The 17,359-nt window shown below is 65.0% G+C and carries 12 protein-coding genes and 2 tRNA genes; 8 read left to right on the top strand and 6 right to left on the bottom strand.

Annotation, left to right across the window (positions count from 1 at the left end; all coding sequences use genetic code 11):
* The first annotated feature begins 46 nt into the window (after nt 1–46).
* A complete protein-coding gene (locus tag QOL79_RS08510; protein WP_283419320.1) occupies nt 47–5,125 on the top strand; it encodes a hypothetical protein in 5,079 nt (1,692 codons plus the stop codon).
* Here QOL79_RS08510 and QOL79_RS08505 read toward each other — a convergent pair.
* The 4 genes from QOL79_RS08505 to thyA all read right to left on the bottom strand — a co-directional run bounded on the left by QOL79_RS08505 (nt 5,122) and on the right by thyA (nt 9,751).
* The gene (locus tag QOL79_RS08505) at nt 5,122–6,396 is read right to left on the bottom strand and encodes a dihydrolipoamide acetyltransferase family protein (RefSeq protein ID WP_283419319.1); all 1,275 of its coding nucleotides are present in this window, start codon (nt 6,394–6,396) and stop codon (nt 5,122–5,124) included. The two genes, QOL79_RS08510 and QOL79_RS08505, sit on opposite strands and share 4 nt — an antisense overlap.
* Before the next feature lie 5 nt (nt 6,397–6,401).
* Entirely contained in the window at nt 6,402–7,406 is a 1,005-nt protein-coding gene (locus QOL79_RS08500) for an alpha-ketoacid dehydrogenase subunit beta (RefSeq protein ID WP_283419670.1), read from the bottom strand.
* A 20-nt stretch (nt 7,407–7,426) separates the two neighbouring features.
* Nucleotides 7,427–8,722 (bottom strand): 3-methyl-2-oxobutanoate dehydrogenase (2-methylpropanoyl-transferring) subunit alpha, encoded by a 1,296-nt coding sequence (locus tag QOL79_RS08495; protein ID WP_283419318.1) that lies wholly within the window; start codon nt 8,720–8,722, stop codon nt 7,427–7,429.
* Between the two features lie 93 nt (nt 8,723–8,815).
* Nucleotides 8,816–9,751 carry a thymidylate synthase gene (gene thyA, locus QOL79_RS08490; RefSeq protein WP_283419317.1) on the bottom strand — a complete coding sequence of 312 codons (936 nt, stop codon included), beginning with the start codon at nt 9,749–9,751 and terminating at the stop codon, nt 8,816–8,818.
* Nucleotides 9,752–9,880: 129 nt separating this feature from the next.
* On the opposite strand from thyA, the gene QOL79_RS08485 reads away from it, so the two are divergent.
* Nucleotides 9,881–10,321, top strand: a complete 441-nt coding sequence (locus QOL79_RS08485) for a JAB domain-containing protein (RefSeq protein ID WP_283419316.1) — start codon at nt 9,881–9,883, stop codon at nt 10,319–10,321.
* A 104-nt stretch (nt 10,322–10,425) separates the two neighbouring features.
* Nucleotides 10,426–10,502: transfer RNA gene (locus QOL79_RS08480), tRNA-Pro, on the top strand.
* A gap of 167 nt (nt 10,503–10,669) precedes the next feature.
* On the opposite strand, the gene QOL79_RS08475 is transcribed toward QOL79_RS08480, so the two are convergent.
* Nucleotides 10,670–11,476 (bottom strand): N-formylglutamate amidohydrolase, encoded by an 807-nt coding sequence (locus tag QOL79_RS08475; RefSeq protein ID WP_283419315.1) that lies wholly within the window; start codon nt 11,474–11,476, stop codon nt 10,670–10,672.
* A 207-nt stretch (nt 11,477–11,683) separates the two neighbouring features.
* Between QOL79_RS08475 and cpdR the strand changes: the two genes are divergently transcribed.
* The gene (cpdR, locus tag QOL79_RS08470) at nt 11,684–12,061 is read left to right on the top strand and encodes a cell cycle two-component system response regulator CpdR (protein ID WP_058456696.1); all 378 of its coding nucleotides are present in this window, start codon (nt 11,684–11,686) and stop codon (nt 12,059–12,061) included.
* A 71-nt stretch (nt 12,062–12,132) separates the two neighbouring features.
* A tRNA-Val gene (locus QOL79_RS08465) sits at nt 12,133–12,207 on the top strand.
* Between the two features lie 43 nt (nt 12,208–12,250).
* On the opposite strand, the gene QOL79_RS08460 is transcribed toward QOL79_RS08465, so the two are convergent.
* Nucleotides 12,251–13,042 carry an SDR family oxidoreductase gene (locus QOL79_RS08460; protein ID WP_283419314.1) on the bottom strand — a complete coding sequence of 264 codons (792 nt, stop codon included), beginning with the start codon at nt 13,040–13,042 and terminating at the stop codon, nt 12,251–12,253.
* Between the two features lie 94 nt (nt 13,043–13,136).
* Here QOL79_RS08460 and QOL79_RS08455 point away from each other — a divergent pair, with 94 nt between their 5' ends.
* The 3 genes from QOL79_RS08455 (at nt 13,137) to QOL79_RS08445 (ending at nt 17,300) form a co-directional block, all read left to right on the top strand.
* A complete protein-coding gene (locus tag QOL79_RS08455) occupies nt 13,137–14,003 on the top strand; it encodes an alpha/beta fold hydrolase (protein ID WP_204992722.1) in 867 nt (288 codons plus the stop codon).
* A gap of 46 nt (nt 14,004–14,049) precedes the next feature.
* On the top strand, nt 14,050–14,778 hold the full coding sequence (locus QOL79_RS08450) for an energy transducer TonB (protein ID WP_283419313.1): 729 nt from the start codon (nt 14,050–14,052) through the stop codon (nt 14,776–14,778).
* A 131-nt stretch (nt 14,779–14,909) separates the two neighbouring features.
* Nucleotides 14,910–17,300: a TonB-dependent receptor gene (locus tag QOL79_RS08445; RefSeq protein ID WP_283419312.1), complete on the top strand. Its 2,391-nt coding sequence runs from the start codon at nt 14,910–14,912 to the stop codon at nt 17,298–17,300.
* The last annotated feature ends 59 nt before the right edge of the window (nt 17,301–17,359 follow it).

Below are 17,359 nucleotides of genomic sequence, written 5' to 3'. Positions count from 1 at the left end.
CGCCTCTAGGCCAGCGATGCAGTTTCACCGGAAATATTTGTCGTTCGTGACCGCCGCGGTCGCGGCAGCGCTGCTGCCCGCGGCGCCGGCGGCCCATGCGCAGGTCATTTCCAATACCGCCACGGCCGACTGGACCGACAATGGCCGCGCCGGTCAAACGCTGTCGAACCGCGTCGACGTGACCGTCCGGTCACGCCCGCCCGAGCAGCCGGTGATCCAGACCTATCGCCTGCTCGAAAACGGCGGCAACAAATCGGCGCCGCTGCGTCCCACGCAATGCGGGGGCTCGATCATCGCCGCAAGCGCCAGTACCGGCAATCTCATCCAGCTCGCCGGTGTCTATGCCAGCGTGCCGACCAACCCGGCGTCACTCCAGAGCAGCAACGCGTTTCGCGCCGGGGAAGTGCTGGTCGTCGGCCTCACCCTCGCCTCGGCCAATACCGATCCGAACGCGGTCGATACCCTGCCGGTCGTCCTTGATCTTGCCAACGGCGATCGCGAACAGATCACGCTTACCGAGACCGCATCGAACAGCGGCGAATTCACCGGCTTCATCAACACGATCGGCGTGCCGCCCGTCGTCGTCCAGGGCGATTGCCGCCTGTCGGTCAATCCAGGATCGCCGCTCCAGCTTCGCGTCACCGATCAGGCGAACGCCAGCCTCGTCGCCACCGCGACGATCGATTTCCTTGTCGACCCCTTCGGCATCGTGTTCGACAGCGGCGACGGATCGGCGGTCGCGGGCAGCCGCGTCACGCTGATCGACGCCGCGACCGGCCAGCCCGCGCAGGTGTTCGGCGACGACGGCGTATCCGCTTACCCATCGACCGTCGTTACGGGTCAGACCGTCACCGATGCCAGCGGCAGGCTCTACAGCTATCCGCCGGGCGACTATCGCTTTCCGTTCGTCGCGCCCGGCTCCTATCGCCTGATCGTCGAGCCCCCCGCGCCCTACACCGCACCGTCGACGTCAAGCCCTGCCGACCTCGCGCCGTTGCGCCGTCCCGACGATGGCCTGCCCTTCACCATCAGCGACGCGAGCTACAGCCGCACATTCACGCTCGACAGCCCCGCGCCTGTTCGCGTCGACCTTCCCGTCGACCAGCCCGGCCTGCCGCTGATCCTGCGCAAGACGACCTCGACACAGTCCGCCGCGCCGGGCGACGTCGTCCAATATCGTATCGAGGTCACGAACCGCGATGCGCGCCGCTCGACCGGCGCTGTCACCGTCAGCGACGCTCTGCCCGCCGGGATGCGTCTGCGCCCCGATACCGTGCGCGCCAACGGCCAACGGATCGACGCCGTCGCGACCGCCAACGGCCGCGATTTCACCGTCAGCCTGCCCCCGCTCGCGCCCGGCGCGACTGCCCTGCTGACCTATATCGCCGAAGTGACGGTCTCCGCCCAGCCCGGCAACGCGCTCAACCGCGCAAGCGCCGTCGACAACCGCCGCACCGAAAGCAACATCGCCGAAGCGACCATCGCGATCAAACGCGACCAGCTCGGCGACCGCATGACGATCATCGGCCGTATCACCGATGGCGGCTGCAGCGTGAACCCCGGCAAGGCACCGGGCATCGCGGGCGTCCGCGTGATGCTGCAGGACGGCAGTTACACCGTCACCGACGAGGATGGCCGTTACCATTTCGAGGGCGTTCGTCCCGGGCTCCATGTGGTCCAGATCGATCCGTCGACCCTGCCGCTCGACCGCGAGGCCATCGATTGCGCGCGTTCGACCGCAAGCGCGGGCAGCACGATCTCGCGCTTCGTCGAGGGGCGCGGGGGCTCGCTGGAGCGCGCCGACTTCCGCGCCATTGCGGTCGCCCCGCGAGCAGCGCCAAAAACCGCGGCCTTCGAAGCGCCCAAGCCGGTCGGCGACCCGGAAGCCGCAGGCGCGAACCGCAATTGGCTTGCGGGTCAGGCGCCGGGCATCGGCTGGCTCTTCCCCGAAGCCGGCCATAATCCGCGCACCAAGGCGATCCGCGCGGCGATCAAGCACGCACCGGGCCAGAAGGTGACGCTGACGATCAACGGCAAACCCGTCGATCCGCTCACGTTCGAAGGCACGAGCAAGTCGGCCGACGGGCTGGTCGCGGTCAGCCTGTGGCGCGCCGTCGAGATCCGCGAAGGCGAGAACAGACTAGTCGCGCAGGTGACGGACGAGAATGGCGCGGTGCTCGAAACGCTCGAACGCAGCGTCCATTATTCGATCACCGCGATGCGCGCGACGCTGATCCGCGAAAAGTCGGTACTGATCGCCGACGGCGTGACGCGTCCGGTGATCGCGGTGCGCCTGACCGACCGCGACGGCAAACCGGTCCGTTCGGGCCTGACCGGCGATTTCAGCGTCCCTGCCCCCTATTATCCCGCCGTCGAGGCCGATGCGCAGCAGGCGCGGCAACTCGCCGGCCTCGAACGCGCGCAGCCGGTCTGGCGCATCGATGGCGACGACGGCATCGCCTATATCGAGCTCGAACCGACGACCGCGTCGGGCACACTGACGATGGATTTCAATTTCCGCGACGACAAGGTGACGCGCAAGCAGACGATCGAAACCTGGCTCGATCCCGGCAATCGTCCGTGGACCGTCGTCGGCTTCGCTGCCGGCACGATCGGTTACAACACGCTCGACGACCGCATGGAGCCCGTCGCCGAGACGCTCGACGATCTCAATGCCGACGCCCGCCTCGCGCTCTATGCGAAGGGCCGCGTGCAGGGTAAATGGCTGATGACGCTGTCGTACGACAGCGACAAGGACAAGGATGACGCACGCTTCGGCGGTGTGATCGATCCGCGCGCCTATTACACCATCTACGCCGATCGCAACGAGACACGCTATGACGCCGCATCGGTGCGCAAACTCTATCTGCGCCTCGAACGCCCGCAATTCTATGCGATGTTCGGCGATATCGAGACCGGCATCGCCGAACCGCAGCTCGCCCGCTACCAGCGCGCGCTGAATGGCGGCAAGGCCGAGTATCGCGGCCGCAACCTCGCCGCCACCGCGTTCATTGCCGACACGCCGTACCGCTTCCGCCGCGACGAGATTCAGGGCAATGGCCTGACCGGTCCCTACCAGCTCGGCGCACGCGACATCTTGCCGAACAGCGAGCGCATCGTCATCGAAACGCGCGACCGGCTGCACAGCGAGCGGATTGTCGAGAGCGTCACGCTGACGCGCCACGTCGATTATGATATCGATTATCTGGCCGGCACGCTGCGCTTCCGCAGCCCCGTCCTCAGCCGCTCGTCGAACCTCGACCCGCAGTTCATCGTCGCTGAATACGAGGTCGACGGTGTCGGTGAGCGCGTCCTGAATGCAGGCGGGCGGGTCAGCTACCAGTCGAGCGACGAAAAGCTGCGCGTTGGCGCGACCTTCATCCATGACGAGGACAATAGCGCCAAGACGAACCTCGGCGGCGTCGACGCCCGCTATCGTCCGAACGTCGATACCGAAGTACGCGCTGAATATGCGGTGAGCGACGCAAAGGCGAAGAATGGCAGCAGCACCGCTGCGGTCGGCACTGCCAAGGCGTGGCTGATCGAGGCCGAGCATCACAGCCGCAACGCCGACTTCCTGGCCTACGTCCGCGAACGCGAAGCGGGCTTCGGCACGGGCCAGCTTAACAGCGGCGAGGATGGCACACGCAAGTTCGGCTTCGACGCGCGCCTGAAGGCAACGCGCAATCTGTCGGTGACCGGCAGCGCCTGGCAGGAAGACTATCTCGACGTCGATGCGCGCCGCCGCGCCGCACGCGCGCTTGTCGAATATGACAACGGCACGACGCTGATCCGGGCCGGCCTGACGCACGCCGACGACCACCTGTCGGACGGCTCGCGCAACACCTCGAACATCGTCCAGCTCGGCGCGACGCAGCGGCTATTCGACAAGAAGCTCGAACTCGACGCCCAGACCGAATTCGCCCTCGGAAGCAAGGACGCGAGCGTCGATTTTCCGACCCGCCACCGCATCGGTGCGCGCTATGCGGTGACGCGCGACGTGAACCTCGTCGGCAGCTATGAAATCGCCGATGGCGACACAGTGCGCGCCCGCACCGCCCGCATCGGCTTCGATCTTGCGCCGTGGGCTGGCGCACGACTTCTCGCGACTGCGAACCAGCAGGAAATCGGCGAATATGGGCCGCGCAGCTTCGCCGCCTATGGCCTGTCGCAGTCATTGAAGCTCGACGAGCACTGGTCGGTCGACCTGTCGCTCGACGGCAACCGCACGATCGGCGGCATTCGCGCCAGCGACGTGCTCAATGTCGACCAGCCGGTCGCATCGGGCGGCTTCCTGGGCGACAACGGCACGCTGACCGAGGATTTCACCGCGATCAGCGCGGGGGCGACGTATCGTACGCAGCGCTGGACGATCACCGGCCGCGCCGAATATCGCGATGGCGAGCTGGCCAACCGCTATGGCCTGACGCTCGGCGGCCTCCGCCAGCTCGGCGAGGGCCAGGCCCTCGGCGCGCTCTTCACCTATGCGAAGGCCAGCGGCAGCGGCTCGACCCCGACGACCGAAGTCATCACCTTCGAGGCAAGCTGGGCGCACCGCCCCGCCGACTCGCAGATTTCGTGGCTCAACAAGAGCGAGTTCCGCTCGGACAAGGTTCGCGATGCCATTGCGGGTCAGGCCGGGCCGATCGGCGGCGCCGTGCTGACGATCGACGGCGACGCGACGAGCCGCCGCCTGCTCAACAGCCTGTCGATCAACTGGACCCCGCTCGGCAACCGCGGGATCGGCAGCGGCAACAATTGGTACGAACGCGCCGAAATCGGCCTGTTCTGGGGCACGCGCTACAATTTCGACCGCTTCGGCGCCGACGATGTCGAGGGCTGGTCGAACCTGCTCGGCGCCGACCTCCGCTTCAACCTGACCGAGAATGTCGATGTCGGCGCCTCGGGCACCGCGCGCATCGGCACCGGCGGCGACACCCTCGCGTGGGCGGGCGGTCCGACGGTGACGCTGGCGCCGATGAAGAACGCCAACATCACCTTCGGCTATAATTTCGCCGGCTTCCACGACCGCGACTTCGAAGACGCGCGCTTCTCGCGGTCGGGGGCCTATGTCACCTTCAAGCTGAAGTTCGACCAGACGAGCTTTGCGGGGCTCGGCCTCTAATCGGCGAACAGCAAAACCGGCGTCTCGATCAGCTTCTTGAGCGCCTGCACATAGCTTGCGGCGTCCCAGCCATCGACGACGCGGTGGTCGCAACTGATCGACAGGTTCATCAGTTTGGCGCGGCGGATGTCGTCGCCGTCAAACACGGGGCGTTCGACGATCTTGTTCGGGCCGATGATCGCAACCTCGGGGCGGTTGATCACCGGCGTCGTCGCGATGCCCCCGAGCGGGCCGAGCGAGGTGACGGTCAACGTGCCGCCGGTCAGTTCCTCGACCTTCGCCTTTCCGGTGCGCGCAGCTTCTGCCAAGCGGCTGATTTCGCTCGCGAGTTGCCAGACATTCTTGTCTTGCGCGTCGCGGATGACCGGAACCATCAGCCCTGCGTCGGTCTGCGTCGCCATGCCGAGATGCACCGCGCCGTAACGCGTCACCACGCCGCCTTCGTCGTCGTAGCGCGCGTTGATCATCGGAAACTCAGGGATTGTGCGGCAGATCGCGACGATCAGGAAGGGCAGCATCGTCAGCTTCGGACGGCCGCCGCGGTTGGCGTTGAGGTCGGCGCGCATATCCTCGAGCGCGGTGACGTCCATTTCCTCGACATAGGTGAAGTGCGGGATCGTGCGCTTCGAAGCCGCCATATTCTCGGCGATCTTGCGGCGCATCCCGATGACCTTGATCGGTTCGTCGGCGCGGGCGCGCGAGGCGCCCGGGGCATAATAGCCCTGCCCGCCACTGTAACGCAGGAAGGCGTCGAGGTCGGCGTGGCGGATACGGTCGCCCTCGGCATGAACCTGGCCGAGATCGACCCCGAGATCGCGCGCGCGCGCGCGGACGGCCGGAGATGCAAGAACAGCGCGACTATGAGCCGCCGGAGTTTCAGGAGCCGGAACTGGCTCGGGCGCCGTAGCGGGCGCGGGTGCTGGAGCAGGCGCAACCTCGACAACCGTAACCTCCTCGGTTCCCGGTGTTTCCGCGACGATTTCTTCCTCGACCGGCGTATCTGCCGGCGGCGCGTCGTCAACGCCCTCGCCTTCGGTCTCGATCACCGCGAGCGTCGAGCCGATCGACACCATGTCGCCGACTTCGCCCGCGAGTTCGACGACGATCCCCGAAACCGGCGATTCCATCTCGACGGTCGCCTTGTCGGTCATCATGTCGGCGAGCTGCGAATCTTCCTCGATGCGGTCGCCGACCCGCACGTGCCAGGCGACGATTTCGGCCTCGGCGATGCCTTCGCCGATGTCGGGCAGACGGAACGAAAAACGAGCCATGGCGATCAGTCCTTCAGAATCTTGTCGAGCGCGGTCGCGATGCGCACCGGTCCAGGGAAATAGGCCCATTCAAGGCTGTGCGGATACGGCGTGTCGAAGCCCGTGACCCGTTCCACCGGCGCCTCGAGATGATAGAAGCAGCGCTCCTGCACCAAGGCGGCAAGCTCGGCGCCGAAGCCCGAGGTTCGGGTCGCTTCGTGGATGATGAGGCAGCGTCCGGTCTTCTTTACCGAGGCCTCGATCGCGTCGATATCGAGGGGCAGCAGCGTGCGCAGGTCGAGGATTTCGGCGTCGATGCCGCGTTCCTCGACCACCGTCTTCGCGACATGAACCATCGTGCCGTAAGCGAGCACGGTCACCGCCTCGCCCGCACGCACCGTCGCCGCCTTGCCGAGGTCGATGCGATAATAGCCTTCGGGCACCGCGCTCGCCTCATGCCTCGACCAGGGCTCGACCGGCCGGTCGTAATAGCCGCTGAACGGGCCGTTGTAGATGCGCTTGGGTTCGAGAAACACGACCGGGTCATTATCCTCGATCGCCGCGATCAACAGGCCCTTTGCGTCATAGGGATTCGAAGGAATGACGGTTTTCACGCCGCAAATGTGGGTCATTATGCTCTCGGGCGACTGGCTGTGCGTCTGACCGCCAAAAATGCCCCCGCCGAAGGGGGTGCGCACCGTCATCGGGCAGATGAAGTCGTTCGCCGACCGATAGCGCAGCCGCGCCGCCTCGCTGACGAGCTGGTCGAGCCCTGGATAGATATAGTCAGCGAACTGGATTTCGGGGACCGGGCGGAGGCCATATGCGCCCATCCCGACCGCGACGCCGATGATGCCGCATTCGTTGATCGGTGTGTCGAACACCCGCGTCTTTCCGTGCTTTTTCTGCAAGCCCGCGGTCGCGCGGAAGACGCCGCCGAAATAACCGACATCCTCGCCCATCACGACTGTGTTGGGGTCGCGTTGGAGCATGATATCCATGGCGCTGTTGATCGCCTCGATCATGTTCATGGTCTTGGTATCGGCGCTCATCATTCGGGCTTCCAGTTCGGGCCGAACTTGGCCTCTTGCTCGGCGAGCATCTGATCGCATTGCTCCTTGAGGTGCCAGGGCATCTCCTCGAACACGTCCTCGAACATCGTCTCGAACGGCTGGTGCATTCCGTGACCAAGAACACCGAGCTTTTCCGATTGTTTCTGGGTCGTCTTTACCAGATCTTCGAGCTCCCGGGCCTGCGCCTGATGACGTTCATCGTCCCATTCGCCCAGCACTTCCAGATGCTGCTTCAGCCGCGCGATCGGATCGCCGAACGGCCACGCGGTCGCCTCGTCGGCGGCGCGGTAGGCACTCGGATCGTCGGACGTGCTGTGTCCTTCGCTACGATAGGTGAAATGCTCGATCAAGGTCGGGCCGTTGTTGGTGCGCGCGCGATCGGCCGCCCACTGCGTCGCGGCATAGACCGCAAGCGGATCGTTGCCGTCGACGCGCAGGCCCGCGATACCATAGCCCACCGCGCGCGCCGCGAAGGTCGTCCGCTCCCCGCCGGCGAAGCCGGAAAAGCTCGAAATCGCCCACTGGTTGTTCACGACATTGAAGATGACCGGCGCATTATAGACGGTCGCGAAGGTCAGCGCCGAATGGAAATCCCCCTCGGCCGACGAGCCCTCGCCGCACCACACGGTCGCGATCCGCGTATCGCCCTTCGACGCCGACGCCATCGCCCAGCCGACCGCCTGCGGATATTGCGTCGCCAGATTGCCCGACACGCTGAAAAAACCATGCTCGGGCGCCGAATACATGATCGGCAACTGGCGGCCGAGGAGGTGGTCGCCGCGGTTCGAGTAGATCTGGTTCATCATCTGGATCAGCGGATAATCGCGCGTGATCAAAATGCCCTGCTGGCGATAGCTCGGGAAGCACATGTCCGACCGGTCGATCGCCATCGTCGAAGCGACCGAAGTCGCCTCTTCGCCGGTGCATTTCATGTAGAAGCTCGTCTTGCCCTGCCGCTGCGCACGGAACATCCGCTCGTCGAAGGCGCGGGTCAGCATCATGTAGCGCAGCATCGCACGCAAGCGCTCGGTCGAAAGCTTGGGATCCCACAGCCCCTTCGCAACCCCGTCGAAGTCGAGCACGCGGACCAGCCCGTAGCACATGTCGCGCATCGCATCGGGCTTCGTATCTTCACCCGGGCGCGGCGTCGCATCGACCGCCGGAACGACGATATCGCCGAAGTCGGGCGTGTCGCCGGGGCGATAGCGAGGTTCGGGAATATGGAGCGAGAGCGGCGGCAGATTGCTCGCCGGTCGGCTGTCCGACTCAGGCATATCTTCTTCCCTTCGGCCGCGAATCGCGCGCCTAGTTATATTTCAGCGTGGCGACATATTATTACGGTCGCCATACGAATGCAACGGCAGCGATCAGACCGCGACAGGGGCGGGAATATGCGCTTGCGGTGCATAGGCGTCGACCGCGAAATCCTCGAACCTGTAGCCGAAAATGCTCGAGGGCTGGCGAAGGATGCGCAGCTTGGGCGCCCCCTGCGGAACGCGTCGCAGCTGCTGTTCGACCAGCTCGGCATGATTGAGATAGAGATGAACGTCGCCGCCGGTCCAGACGACTTCGTGCGCGGTGAGATCGCATTGCTGCGCGATCATCCGCGTCAGCAGCGCGGCCTCGAAAATGTTGAAGGCAAATCCCAGCCCCAGATCGCACGAGCGCTGGAACAGCAGGCACGACAATCCCCCGTCGCTGCGGACGTGGAATTGATAGGTCATGTGGCACGGTGGCAAGGCCATGCGGTCGAGGTCGGCGACGTTCCAGCCGCTAAAGATGTGCCGCCGCGACCCCGGATTGGTGCGCAGCGAGTCGATCAGCGTCGCAATCTGGTTGTAGCCCTGGCCCGCGCGGCGGAAGAGCCCGTCGCCCACCGGTTCGTAGCGCGGCCAATTCACCCATTGATGGCCGTAAACGGGGCCGAGATCGCCCCATTGCGCCGCGAAATCTTCGTCGGCGACGATCCGTGCCTCGAAATCCTCGGCACTGATCTCGTCGCCGGTCGCGCGGCGATATTTGTCGAGCGGCCAGTCGGTCCAGATCCGGACCCCCTGCGCCACCAGCGACCGGATATTCGTGTCGCCGGTCAGGAACCACAGCATCTCGCGCAGCGCGGTTTTCCAATAGACGCGCTTCGTGGTCAGGAGCGGGATCGCATCGTCCGCCAGCGAGAATCGCATCGTCTCGCCGAACAGCGAGCGCGTGCCAACCCCCGTGCGGTCGACGCGCTCGTCGCCCTCGACCCAGATGCGCCGCATCAGGTCGAGATATTGCAGTTCATAATGGATGGATTCGGGCAAGACTCGCTCCTCGCTTTCATCGTCTTTGCTAGGCCGCGCCGCGCCGCGCGACAAGGGGCGCGGCCTCGCGGACGGACCTATCGTCCGATACGGCCCAATCCCGTCTTTCGCCGCTTCGTTATCGGCCGCATGAGCAGCCCGGTGACCCTGATCGAGCCCATCGGCAAGCTGTCCCGATCGACGATCGCGGCCGGCTTCATACCGCGCGAGGCGGAGGACGAGATCGCGCGCCTGCTGTACCGCCCGACGATCCCCGCCGATCGCGAAATCGTGATCCTCGCAGGCTTCGACGCCTATGCCCGGCTTGCCAGCTTCCAGCGCATTGCGGGCGAGGCAACCGACCGATGCGTCATCACGCCGCAATGCTGGCACCGGCTGCTCGGCGGCCGTGTCGTGGCGGTGCAGATGGCGCATAACCACCCGTCGGGAATAGCGCGGCCGAGCGCCGCCGACCTGCAATGCACGCGCGAAGCCGCGCAGTTCCTGCGGCTTGTCGGCATCGATCTCACCGATCATCTGATTTTCGTCGAAAGCGGACATTTCAGCTTCCGCAATGCCCTGCTGATCTAGACCGAACAATCGTGACCACTATGCCGATTGGCGCTTGATGTTCGCAAAATGCGCGTCTAGAGGACCGCCCTGCCCTCGCGCCGGACTGCCGGCGCCGGATCGGTCGGGGAGTAGCTCAGCCTGGTAGAGCACTGTCTTCGGGAGGCAGGGGCCGGAGGTTCGAATCCTCTCTCCCCGACCAGTATCTTTTGTAATCAACAGACCTTGTAACGCGCGGCGACTATCCCTAGATTGTCCCCACGCCGTCGTGGTTTTCCCCCTTTCCATTTCGGCGAGTGCCCCGTCGTTCGACGCGGGCGCGTCCTCCCTGGACCCTGGCCACCTCGTACTTCGGTACGAGGTGGTTTTTTATTCGGCAGCGAGCGGCACCTCGTCTTCGCCGGGCGCAATGCTCGCCAGCCGGTCGATCAGCCCACCGAACCACTCGGACATCCGGACAACCGCCTCATGATCGGGGGATCGGTCCGAGCGAAGATAGAGACTGCGGTCGATCTCGATCTGCACCGCGTGGATCGACCGGTCCGGCCGGCCGTGCGCCGACACGATATGCCCCCCGGCATAGGGCTGGTTCCGCGTCACCGCGACGCCCAGCCTCTCGGCATGCTCGACGACAGCGTCCGTAATCCGTTCATCGGCGGTTCGTCCGAAACGGTCGCCGATGACGATCCGCGCGCCGTGCCCCGACTGACCGGCGGGAATCGCCGGCATACTGTGCAGGTCGATGAGAACGGCATGGCCGAACCTGGCGCGTGCGCGCACCAGTTCGCGCGACAGCGCCAGATGATAGGGGCGATGAAAGGATTCGAGCCGCCAGTTCAATCCATGCCGGTCGATCGGAAATCGCCAGAGGGAACCGCAATCGGCAAGTCGCGTCGGGATGACGCCGAGCCCGGCGCGTTCCTTCCGTCCAGGTGCGGAAAATTGCGCGCGCAGCGGTAACGCGACATCTCCGGGCGCCATTTGCCCTTCGCCGCGATTGCAATCGGCGACTGCACGCGCCCATACCGCCTGGACGACCGTCGCCCCGCGATCGGCGGCTTGCCCCGCGATCAGGTCGCACCAACTGTCTTCGAGCCGTTCTAGCTGCTCCCGCCCGACACGCGCGGCCGCCAGTATCTCGGGCGGATAGATGCGCCCGGCGTGGGGAATCGACACGATAACGGGGCCGCCCGACGCGGGCCGATTGACAGCGATGGCGCTGGACGGAATGCTGAAAAGGGTCATTGCGGGAAGCGTGGCAAAAAAGGAGAAGCAAATCCAGCCGCGCCGCAATTTGTTAAATGTCTCCCGCTATAGGACAGTTTCACCACGGACGGCGCCGGGAACGGGCGCCATGAAGGACCAGGGAGCGTATTTCGGGCCATGATTCGCATTTTGCTCGCGGAAGATGATGATGTGATGCGCGAGTATCTGGCGCGCGCGCTGACCAGCGCCGGCTATCATGTGACCGCCGTCGATCGCGGGACCGAGGCCGTGCCCTATGTCGAATCGGGCACCTTCGACCTGCTGCTGTCGGATATCGTGATGCCCGAGATGGACGGTATCGAGCTGGCGCAGCACGCCGCCAAAGTCGCGCCGCAAACGCAGGTGATGTTCATCACCGGTTTTGCCGCCGTGTCGCTCCGCGCCGAGGAAAATGTGCCGCAGGCGAAGCTGCTGTCGAAGCCCTTCCACCTCAAGGATCTGGTGCGCGAGGTCGACAGCCTGTTCGGGCGCGCCGACCAGTCGCACCAACAATAACGACGCTTCTTCGCGCGAAGGGGTTGCAAAGCCCGGCGGAGGAGATTAGGGGGCGCGTCACCCCAAGGGATGGGCGTGTAGCTCAGTGGTAGAGCACTGTGTTGACATCGCAGGGGTCGCAAGTTCAATCCTTGCCACGCCCACCATTAAAAACGCCGCCGACCCAATGGGTTGGCGGCGTTTTTGCGTTCAGGCCATGCCCTTCGCCAGATCGCCGCGCGAGGCGTCGCCGATCTGGCTGCCGCCGTCGCAGTCGAGGATCGTGCCGGTGATATAGCCCGCGGCCGGCGAACAGAGGAACACCGCCGATTCGGCGACCTCGGCGATCGTTCCCCAGCGCTTCATCGCAATGCGGTCATAATGCGCCTGACGCGTCCCGGCGTCGGGCGCGAGGCGTTTCATCCCTTCGGTGTCGGCGATCGGCCCCGGGGAAATGCCGTTCACGCGCACGTCGGGGCCCCATTCGAGCGCCAGGACGCGAATCAGCTGGTTGATCCCGGCCTTCGCGGCGCAGGCATGGGCCTGCAGCGCCGAAGCGTTGACCGCTTGCCCCGCCGTGATCGCGATCAGCGATGCCCCGGGCCGCTTCAGCAGGTCATGGCATCCCCGGAACACGTTGAATGTGCCATTGAGATCGATATCCACCACCGTGCGGAAAGCGTTCGCTGACATGCCGAGCACCGGCGCCAGGAAATTGCCCGCTGCGCCAGAGATCACGATATCCATCGGCCCGAGTCTGTCGACGACGGTCTCCATCACGCCGCGGATCGCGGCATAGTCGCGCACATCGCCCGACAGGCCGATTGCCCCCGGTCCGATCTCGTCTGCGGCGCGGCGCGCCTTGTCGGGGTCGCGCCCCGCGACCGCGACCTTGGCGCCAAGCTCGGCGAAGCGCTTCGCAATGCCCAGGTTGATGCCGCTCGTGCCGCCGGCGACGAAGGCCGTCTTGCCCGCAAGCAGATTGTCCCGAAATGTCGTCATGCGCCTGCCGCTCCCTTCCCGATGATCGCGACCGGGCTTGACGGATGCCATTCAGTCGCCTTTTGAAACCCGATCAGACAGCAAGGACGACAAGATGGCAAGCGGCCCGACCTCGAACAGCATCATTTCGCAGCGGCTGAAGCTCCATTATGTCGATTGGGGCAATCGCGACGCGCCGCCGCTCCTGCTTGTCCATGGCGGCCGCGACCATTGCCGAAGCTGGGACTGGGTCGCCGAAAAGCTCGCCGATCGCTATCATGTCATCGCGCCGGACCTGCGCGGCCATGGCGACAGCGCTTGGGCGCCCGACGGCAATTACGAGATGGGCGCCTTCGTCTATGACCTCGCGCAGCTCATCCACCAGCTCGATCTCGCGCCGGTGACGATCGTATCGCACTCGATGGGCGGCAATGTCTCGTTGCGTTATACCGGCCTCTATCCCGATAACGTCCGCAAGCTCGTCGCAATCGAAGGACTCGGCCCCTCGCCCAAGGTTCTGGCCGAGCGTGCCGAGACGCCCTTCGCCGAACGTTTTCGCGGCTGGATCGACAAGAAGCGCCAGGCGGCGGGCCGCACGCCGCGCCGCTATGCGACGCTCGACGACGCGCTGGCGCGGATGATCGCCGAGAACAGCTATCTGACCCCCGATCAGGCGCGCCACCTGACGATCCATGGCATCAACCGCAACGAGGACGGCAGCTGGAGCTGGAAGTTCGACAATTATCTGAACGTCTGGCCGGTGGTCGACCTTCCGCAAAGCGAACTCGAATCGCTCTGGGCAGCGATCAGCTGCCCGACGCTTCTTCTTTATGGCGCCGACAGCTGGGCTTCCAACCCCGAAAAAGACGGACGCATCGCGCATTTCAATACCGCTAGAGTGATCGAATTCGAGAATGCCGGTCACTGGCTGCATCACGACCAGTTCGACCGGTTCATGTCCACGCTAGAGGACTTCCTATAAACGGCATGGCGAAGGCGGACGAAGGGCGTTCGCCGCGGATGTTGTCATGGCCTATACGGGGCAGATAACCGGACGTCAGCGGCTTATCGCTGGCAGCGCTGCGCTGCTCGCGGCATTCGCGATCGGGGCCGGGCTTGTCGGCGGGCTCGACCTCCATGTCGTTCGCGCCGCCAGCGAGGCGATCAGCGCCATCGCCATCCCCGCGCCGAAACCTCCGCAAGGCGTCATCGTGCCCACCAAGACGCAGCACGAGAAGGCAAGCGCCAAGGCATCGGCCGCCAACAGATTTGCAAGAGCAGCCCCCGTCGCCGCCCCCGAACCCAGGCTGCCACCACCCGAACCGCCTCCGGTCAGCGCCGCCCCCCGGCCAGGCACGGGCAGCGATGCGTCGGCCGGGGCTACCCCCGTCCCCGGCCCCGGATCGGGCGCCGGCGGGCGCGGCGACGGGACCGGCGCCGGCGGTTCGGGCAGCGGCACCGGTGGCGGCAGCAAGGCGGCCTGGCGCAGCGGCACGATCCGCGACAGCGACTATCCGCGCGAAGCCAGCCGCGCCAGGGTCGGCGGCGAGGTCGAGGTTCGCTTCACCATAGAAGCGACCGGACGGGTGACGGGATGCCGCGTCAGCCGATCGAGCGGCGATGCGTCGCTCGATGCGACGACCTGTCGGCTGATCGAAGAGCGCTTTCGTTTCAAGCCCGCGACCAACGCTGCGGGCGAAGCGATCCGCAGCCCCTATGGCTGGCGGCAGACCTGGTGGCTCGAGCGACGTAACTGAAGCCCTTCGACGGCGGCCTCAGCACCCACAGAAATTGCGACAATATCGCGAACCATTATCAATAGCGATTGACACTGCGAACGACTCTCAATAGCGGCGTGGACGACCAAACCAAAACAAGGGGGTTATCCGTGAAAACTTCGTCCGCCTCGTTCCTCGCTCTCTCCTGCGTGGGCAGCCTGATCAGTGCTCCCGCGCTCGCTACCGAGGCCGATGCCGCGCAGGACGCACCCGGCGGCCGCACCGACATCGTCGTCACCGGCAGGCTCGCGACCGAAGTCGAATCGCCCAAGTCGACGGCGCCGCTCGTCGATACGCCGCAAACCATCACCGTCGTGACGCAGGAGGCGCTGCGCCAGCAGAATCTGCTCACGCTGCGCGATGCGCTCGCCACGATCCCCGGCATCACCTTCGGCGCCGGCGAGGGCGGTGGCGGCTATGGCGACTCGATCAACCTGCGCGGCTATTCGGCGAACAACGACCTGACCGTCGACGGTGTCCGCGACAGCGCCCAGTACAGCCGCACCGACCCCTTCAACCTGCAGCAGATCGAAGTCTATAACGGCGCCAACTCGGTCTTCAACGGATCGGGAAGCGTCGGCGGCACGATCAATCTCGTCAGCAAGATCCCGTTCTCGCGCAGCGCGACGACCGTGCAGGCTGCGGTCGGCACCGACAATTATTACCGTGCGTCGGTCGACAGCAACTGGCGCCTGAACGACCTGATCGCCGTCCGCCTGAACGCCATGTATCACGAGAATGACGTTCCGGGCCGCGACGTCGAATCCTATCAACGCTGGGGGGTCGCGCCGTCGATCACGATCGGTGTCGACAGCGACACCAGCCTGACGCTCGCCTATATCCACCAGGACGACGACAACACGCCGATTTATGGCGTGCCCTTCTTCCTCAGCGGCGTGAACGACGGCCCGCTGCCGGGGGTCGACGACAGCGACTATTTCGGCATCGTCAATCTCGACGAACAGAAGACGAAGGTGAATCGCCTGACCGCGACCTTTCGCCATGCGTTCAGCGAGAATGTGTCGATCCGCAACCTTACCCGCTGGCAGCGTGTCCACCAGTATAGCCAGACGAGCGCACCGCAGGGCGTATTCTGTCTTGCCAACGGCCTGCAGCCCGTGGGCTCGGGCCCGACGTCGACAGTCGGCATCGCTTGCCCCACAGACCGGAACACGCCCGGCACCTATTATCCCAGCGGTCCGCGCGGCCTCGTCCGCGATCAGGTCAACGACCTGCTCCACAACCAGACCGACCTCACCGTCGTAACCGGAGAAACGGGAGGCACGCGTAACACACTGGTAATCGGCGCCTCCATCTCACGCGAAGACTATGAAATCACGACCGCGTCGCTGGCGCGAAACCCCGATGGTTCGGCGGTGACGCTGCCGCCGATCAATCTCTTCAATCCCGAAACCACATACTCCGGCCCGATCAACTTCACCGTTACGGCACGGTCGAAGGGCCGCAGCAACAACAAGGCGATCTACGCTTTCGATACGCTCGAACTCGGCACGATGTTCGAATTGAACGCGGGCCTGCGCTACGAGAGCAATCGCGCAGAGTTCCGGAACATTCCGCTGCTCGTCGTCCCGCCGGGCACGACCGCGCTAACGCCGGCGCAGCGCGAACCGCAGATCAGCGACGAAAATCTCTTCTCCTATCGCTTCGGCGCCGTGTTCCACCCGATCGAGAACGTCAGCTTCTATGGCGCCTATGGCAACGCCAGGACGCCGTCCTCGGCTACGGTGCGTCTCGGCTGCGGCGTGATCCCCGCGACGGGCGCCGCCGATCCCTGCGCTGTCGCCCCGGAAAAGGCGCGCACTTATGAAATCGGTGCCAAAGCCGAGTTGGCGAACAAGAAGCTTCTGCTGACCGCCGCTCTGTTCCGCAACGAACGCACCAACTTCCGCACGCCTTCGAACGACCCGTCGCTGCCGAACTCGCTTCAGGTTCTTGACGGCGAATCGCGCGTCGACGGAGTTGCTATTGGCGTGACCGGCAATCTCACTCCCGAATGGGCGATCTTTGCCAACTACACTTACCTCGACAGCAAGGTAAAGCAGAGCGTCTCCGACTTCTGCCTCACCTCGCCGGGCGCGACAGGCTGCAGCAACAGCGTTGCGATCCCCGACCCGCAGGCCGGCGATCGCCTGATCCAGACCCCGAAACATTCGGGCAGCCTGTTCACCACCTACGCCTTTCCGTTCGGCCTCCAGATCGGTTACGGCCTGACCTATCAGGACAGGTTTGCAACCAACCAGCGCAACCTGCTCCAGCGTACGCAATTCATGGTCGACGACTATCTCATCCATCGTGCGTTTGTGTCGTATGACTTCAACAACGGCTTGGTCGCGCAGCTCAATGTGACCAACCTGACCAACGAGGATTTTTACACCGGCGTCCGCAACAATGTGAACGCGACGACCGGCGTCGTCACCGGCGGCTGGGCCACCCCCGGCGATGCACGCTCGGCGGTGTTCAGCCTCTTCTACACCTTCTGATCGCAAACGGGCGGGCACGGCGCATTGCCGTTCCCGCCCTTTTCTGCCTAGAAGCGGCG

This window comes from Sphingopyxis sp. Geo48 (genome assembly GCF_949769155.1).
GTDB lineage: Bacteria > Pseudomonadota > Alphaproteobacteria > Sphingomonadales > Sphingomonadaceae > Sphingopyxis.
The sequence above is the reverse complement of the archived record's forward strand: the minus strand, read 5'-3'. Positions and strand labels throughout refer to the sequence as shown.

Bases quoted from the DNA above. Each gene is read 5' to 3' on its own strand.
- QOL79_RS08505 (WP_283419319.1), bottom strand. From the start codon at position 6,396: ATGGCTCGTTTTTCGTTCCGTCTGCCCGACATCGGCGAAGGCATCGCC.
- QOL79_RS08460 (WP_283419314.1), bottom strand. From the start codon at position 13,042: ATGACGACATTTCGGGACAATCTGCTTGCGGGCAAGACGGCCTTCGTC.
- QOL79_RS08450 (WP_283419313.1), top strand. From the start codon at position 14,050: ATGGCCTATACGGGGCAGATAACCGGACGTCAGCGGCTTATCGCTGGC.
- QOL79_RS08500 (WP_283419670.1), bottom strand. From the start codon at position 7,406: ATGAACATGATCGAGGCGATCAACAGCGCCATGGATATCATGCTCCAA.
- cpdR (WP_058456696.1), top strand. From the start codon at position 11,684: ATGATTCGCATTTTGCTCGCGGAAGATGATGATGTGATGCGCGAGTAT.
- QOL79_RS08455 (WP_204992722.1), top strand. From the start codon at position 13,137: ATGGCAAGCGGCCCGACCTCGAACAGCATCATTTCGCAGCGGCTGAAG.
- QOL79_RS08495 (WP_283419318.1), bottom strand. From the start codon at position 8,722: ATGCCTGAGTCGGACAGCCGACCGGCGAGCAATCTGCCGCCGCTCTCG.
- QOL79_RS08485 (WP_283419316.1), top strand. From the start codon at position 9,881: ATGAGCAGCCCGGTGACCCTGATCGAGCCCATCGGCAAGCTGTCCCGA.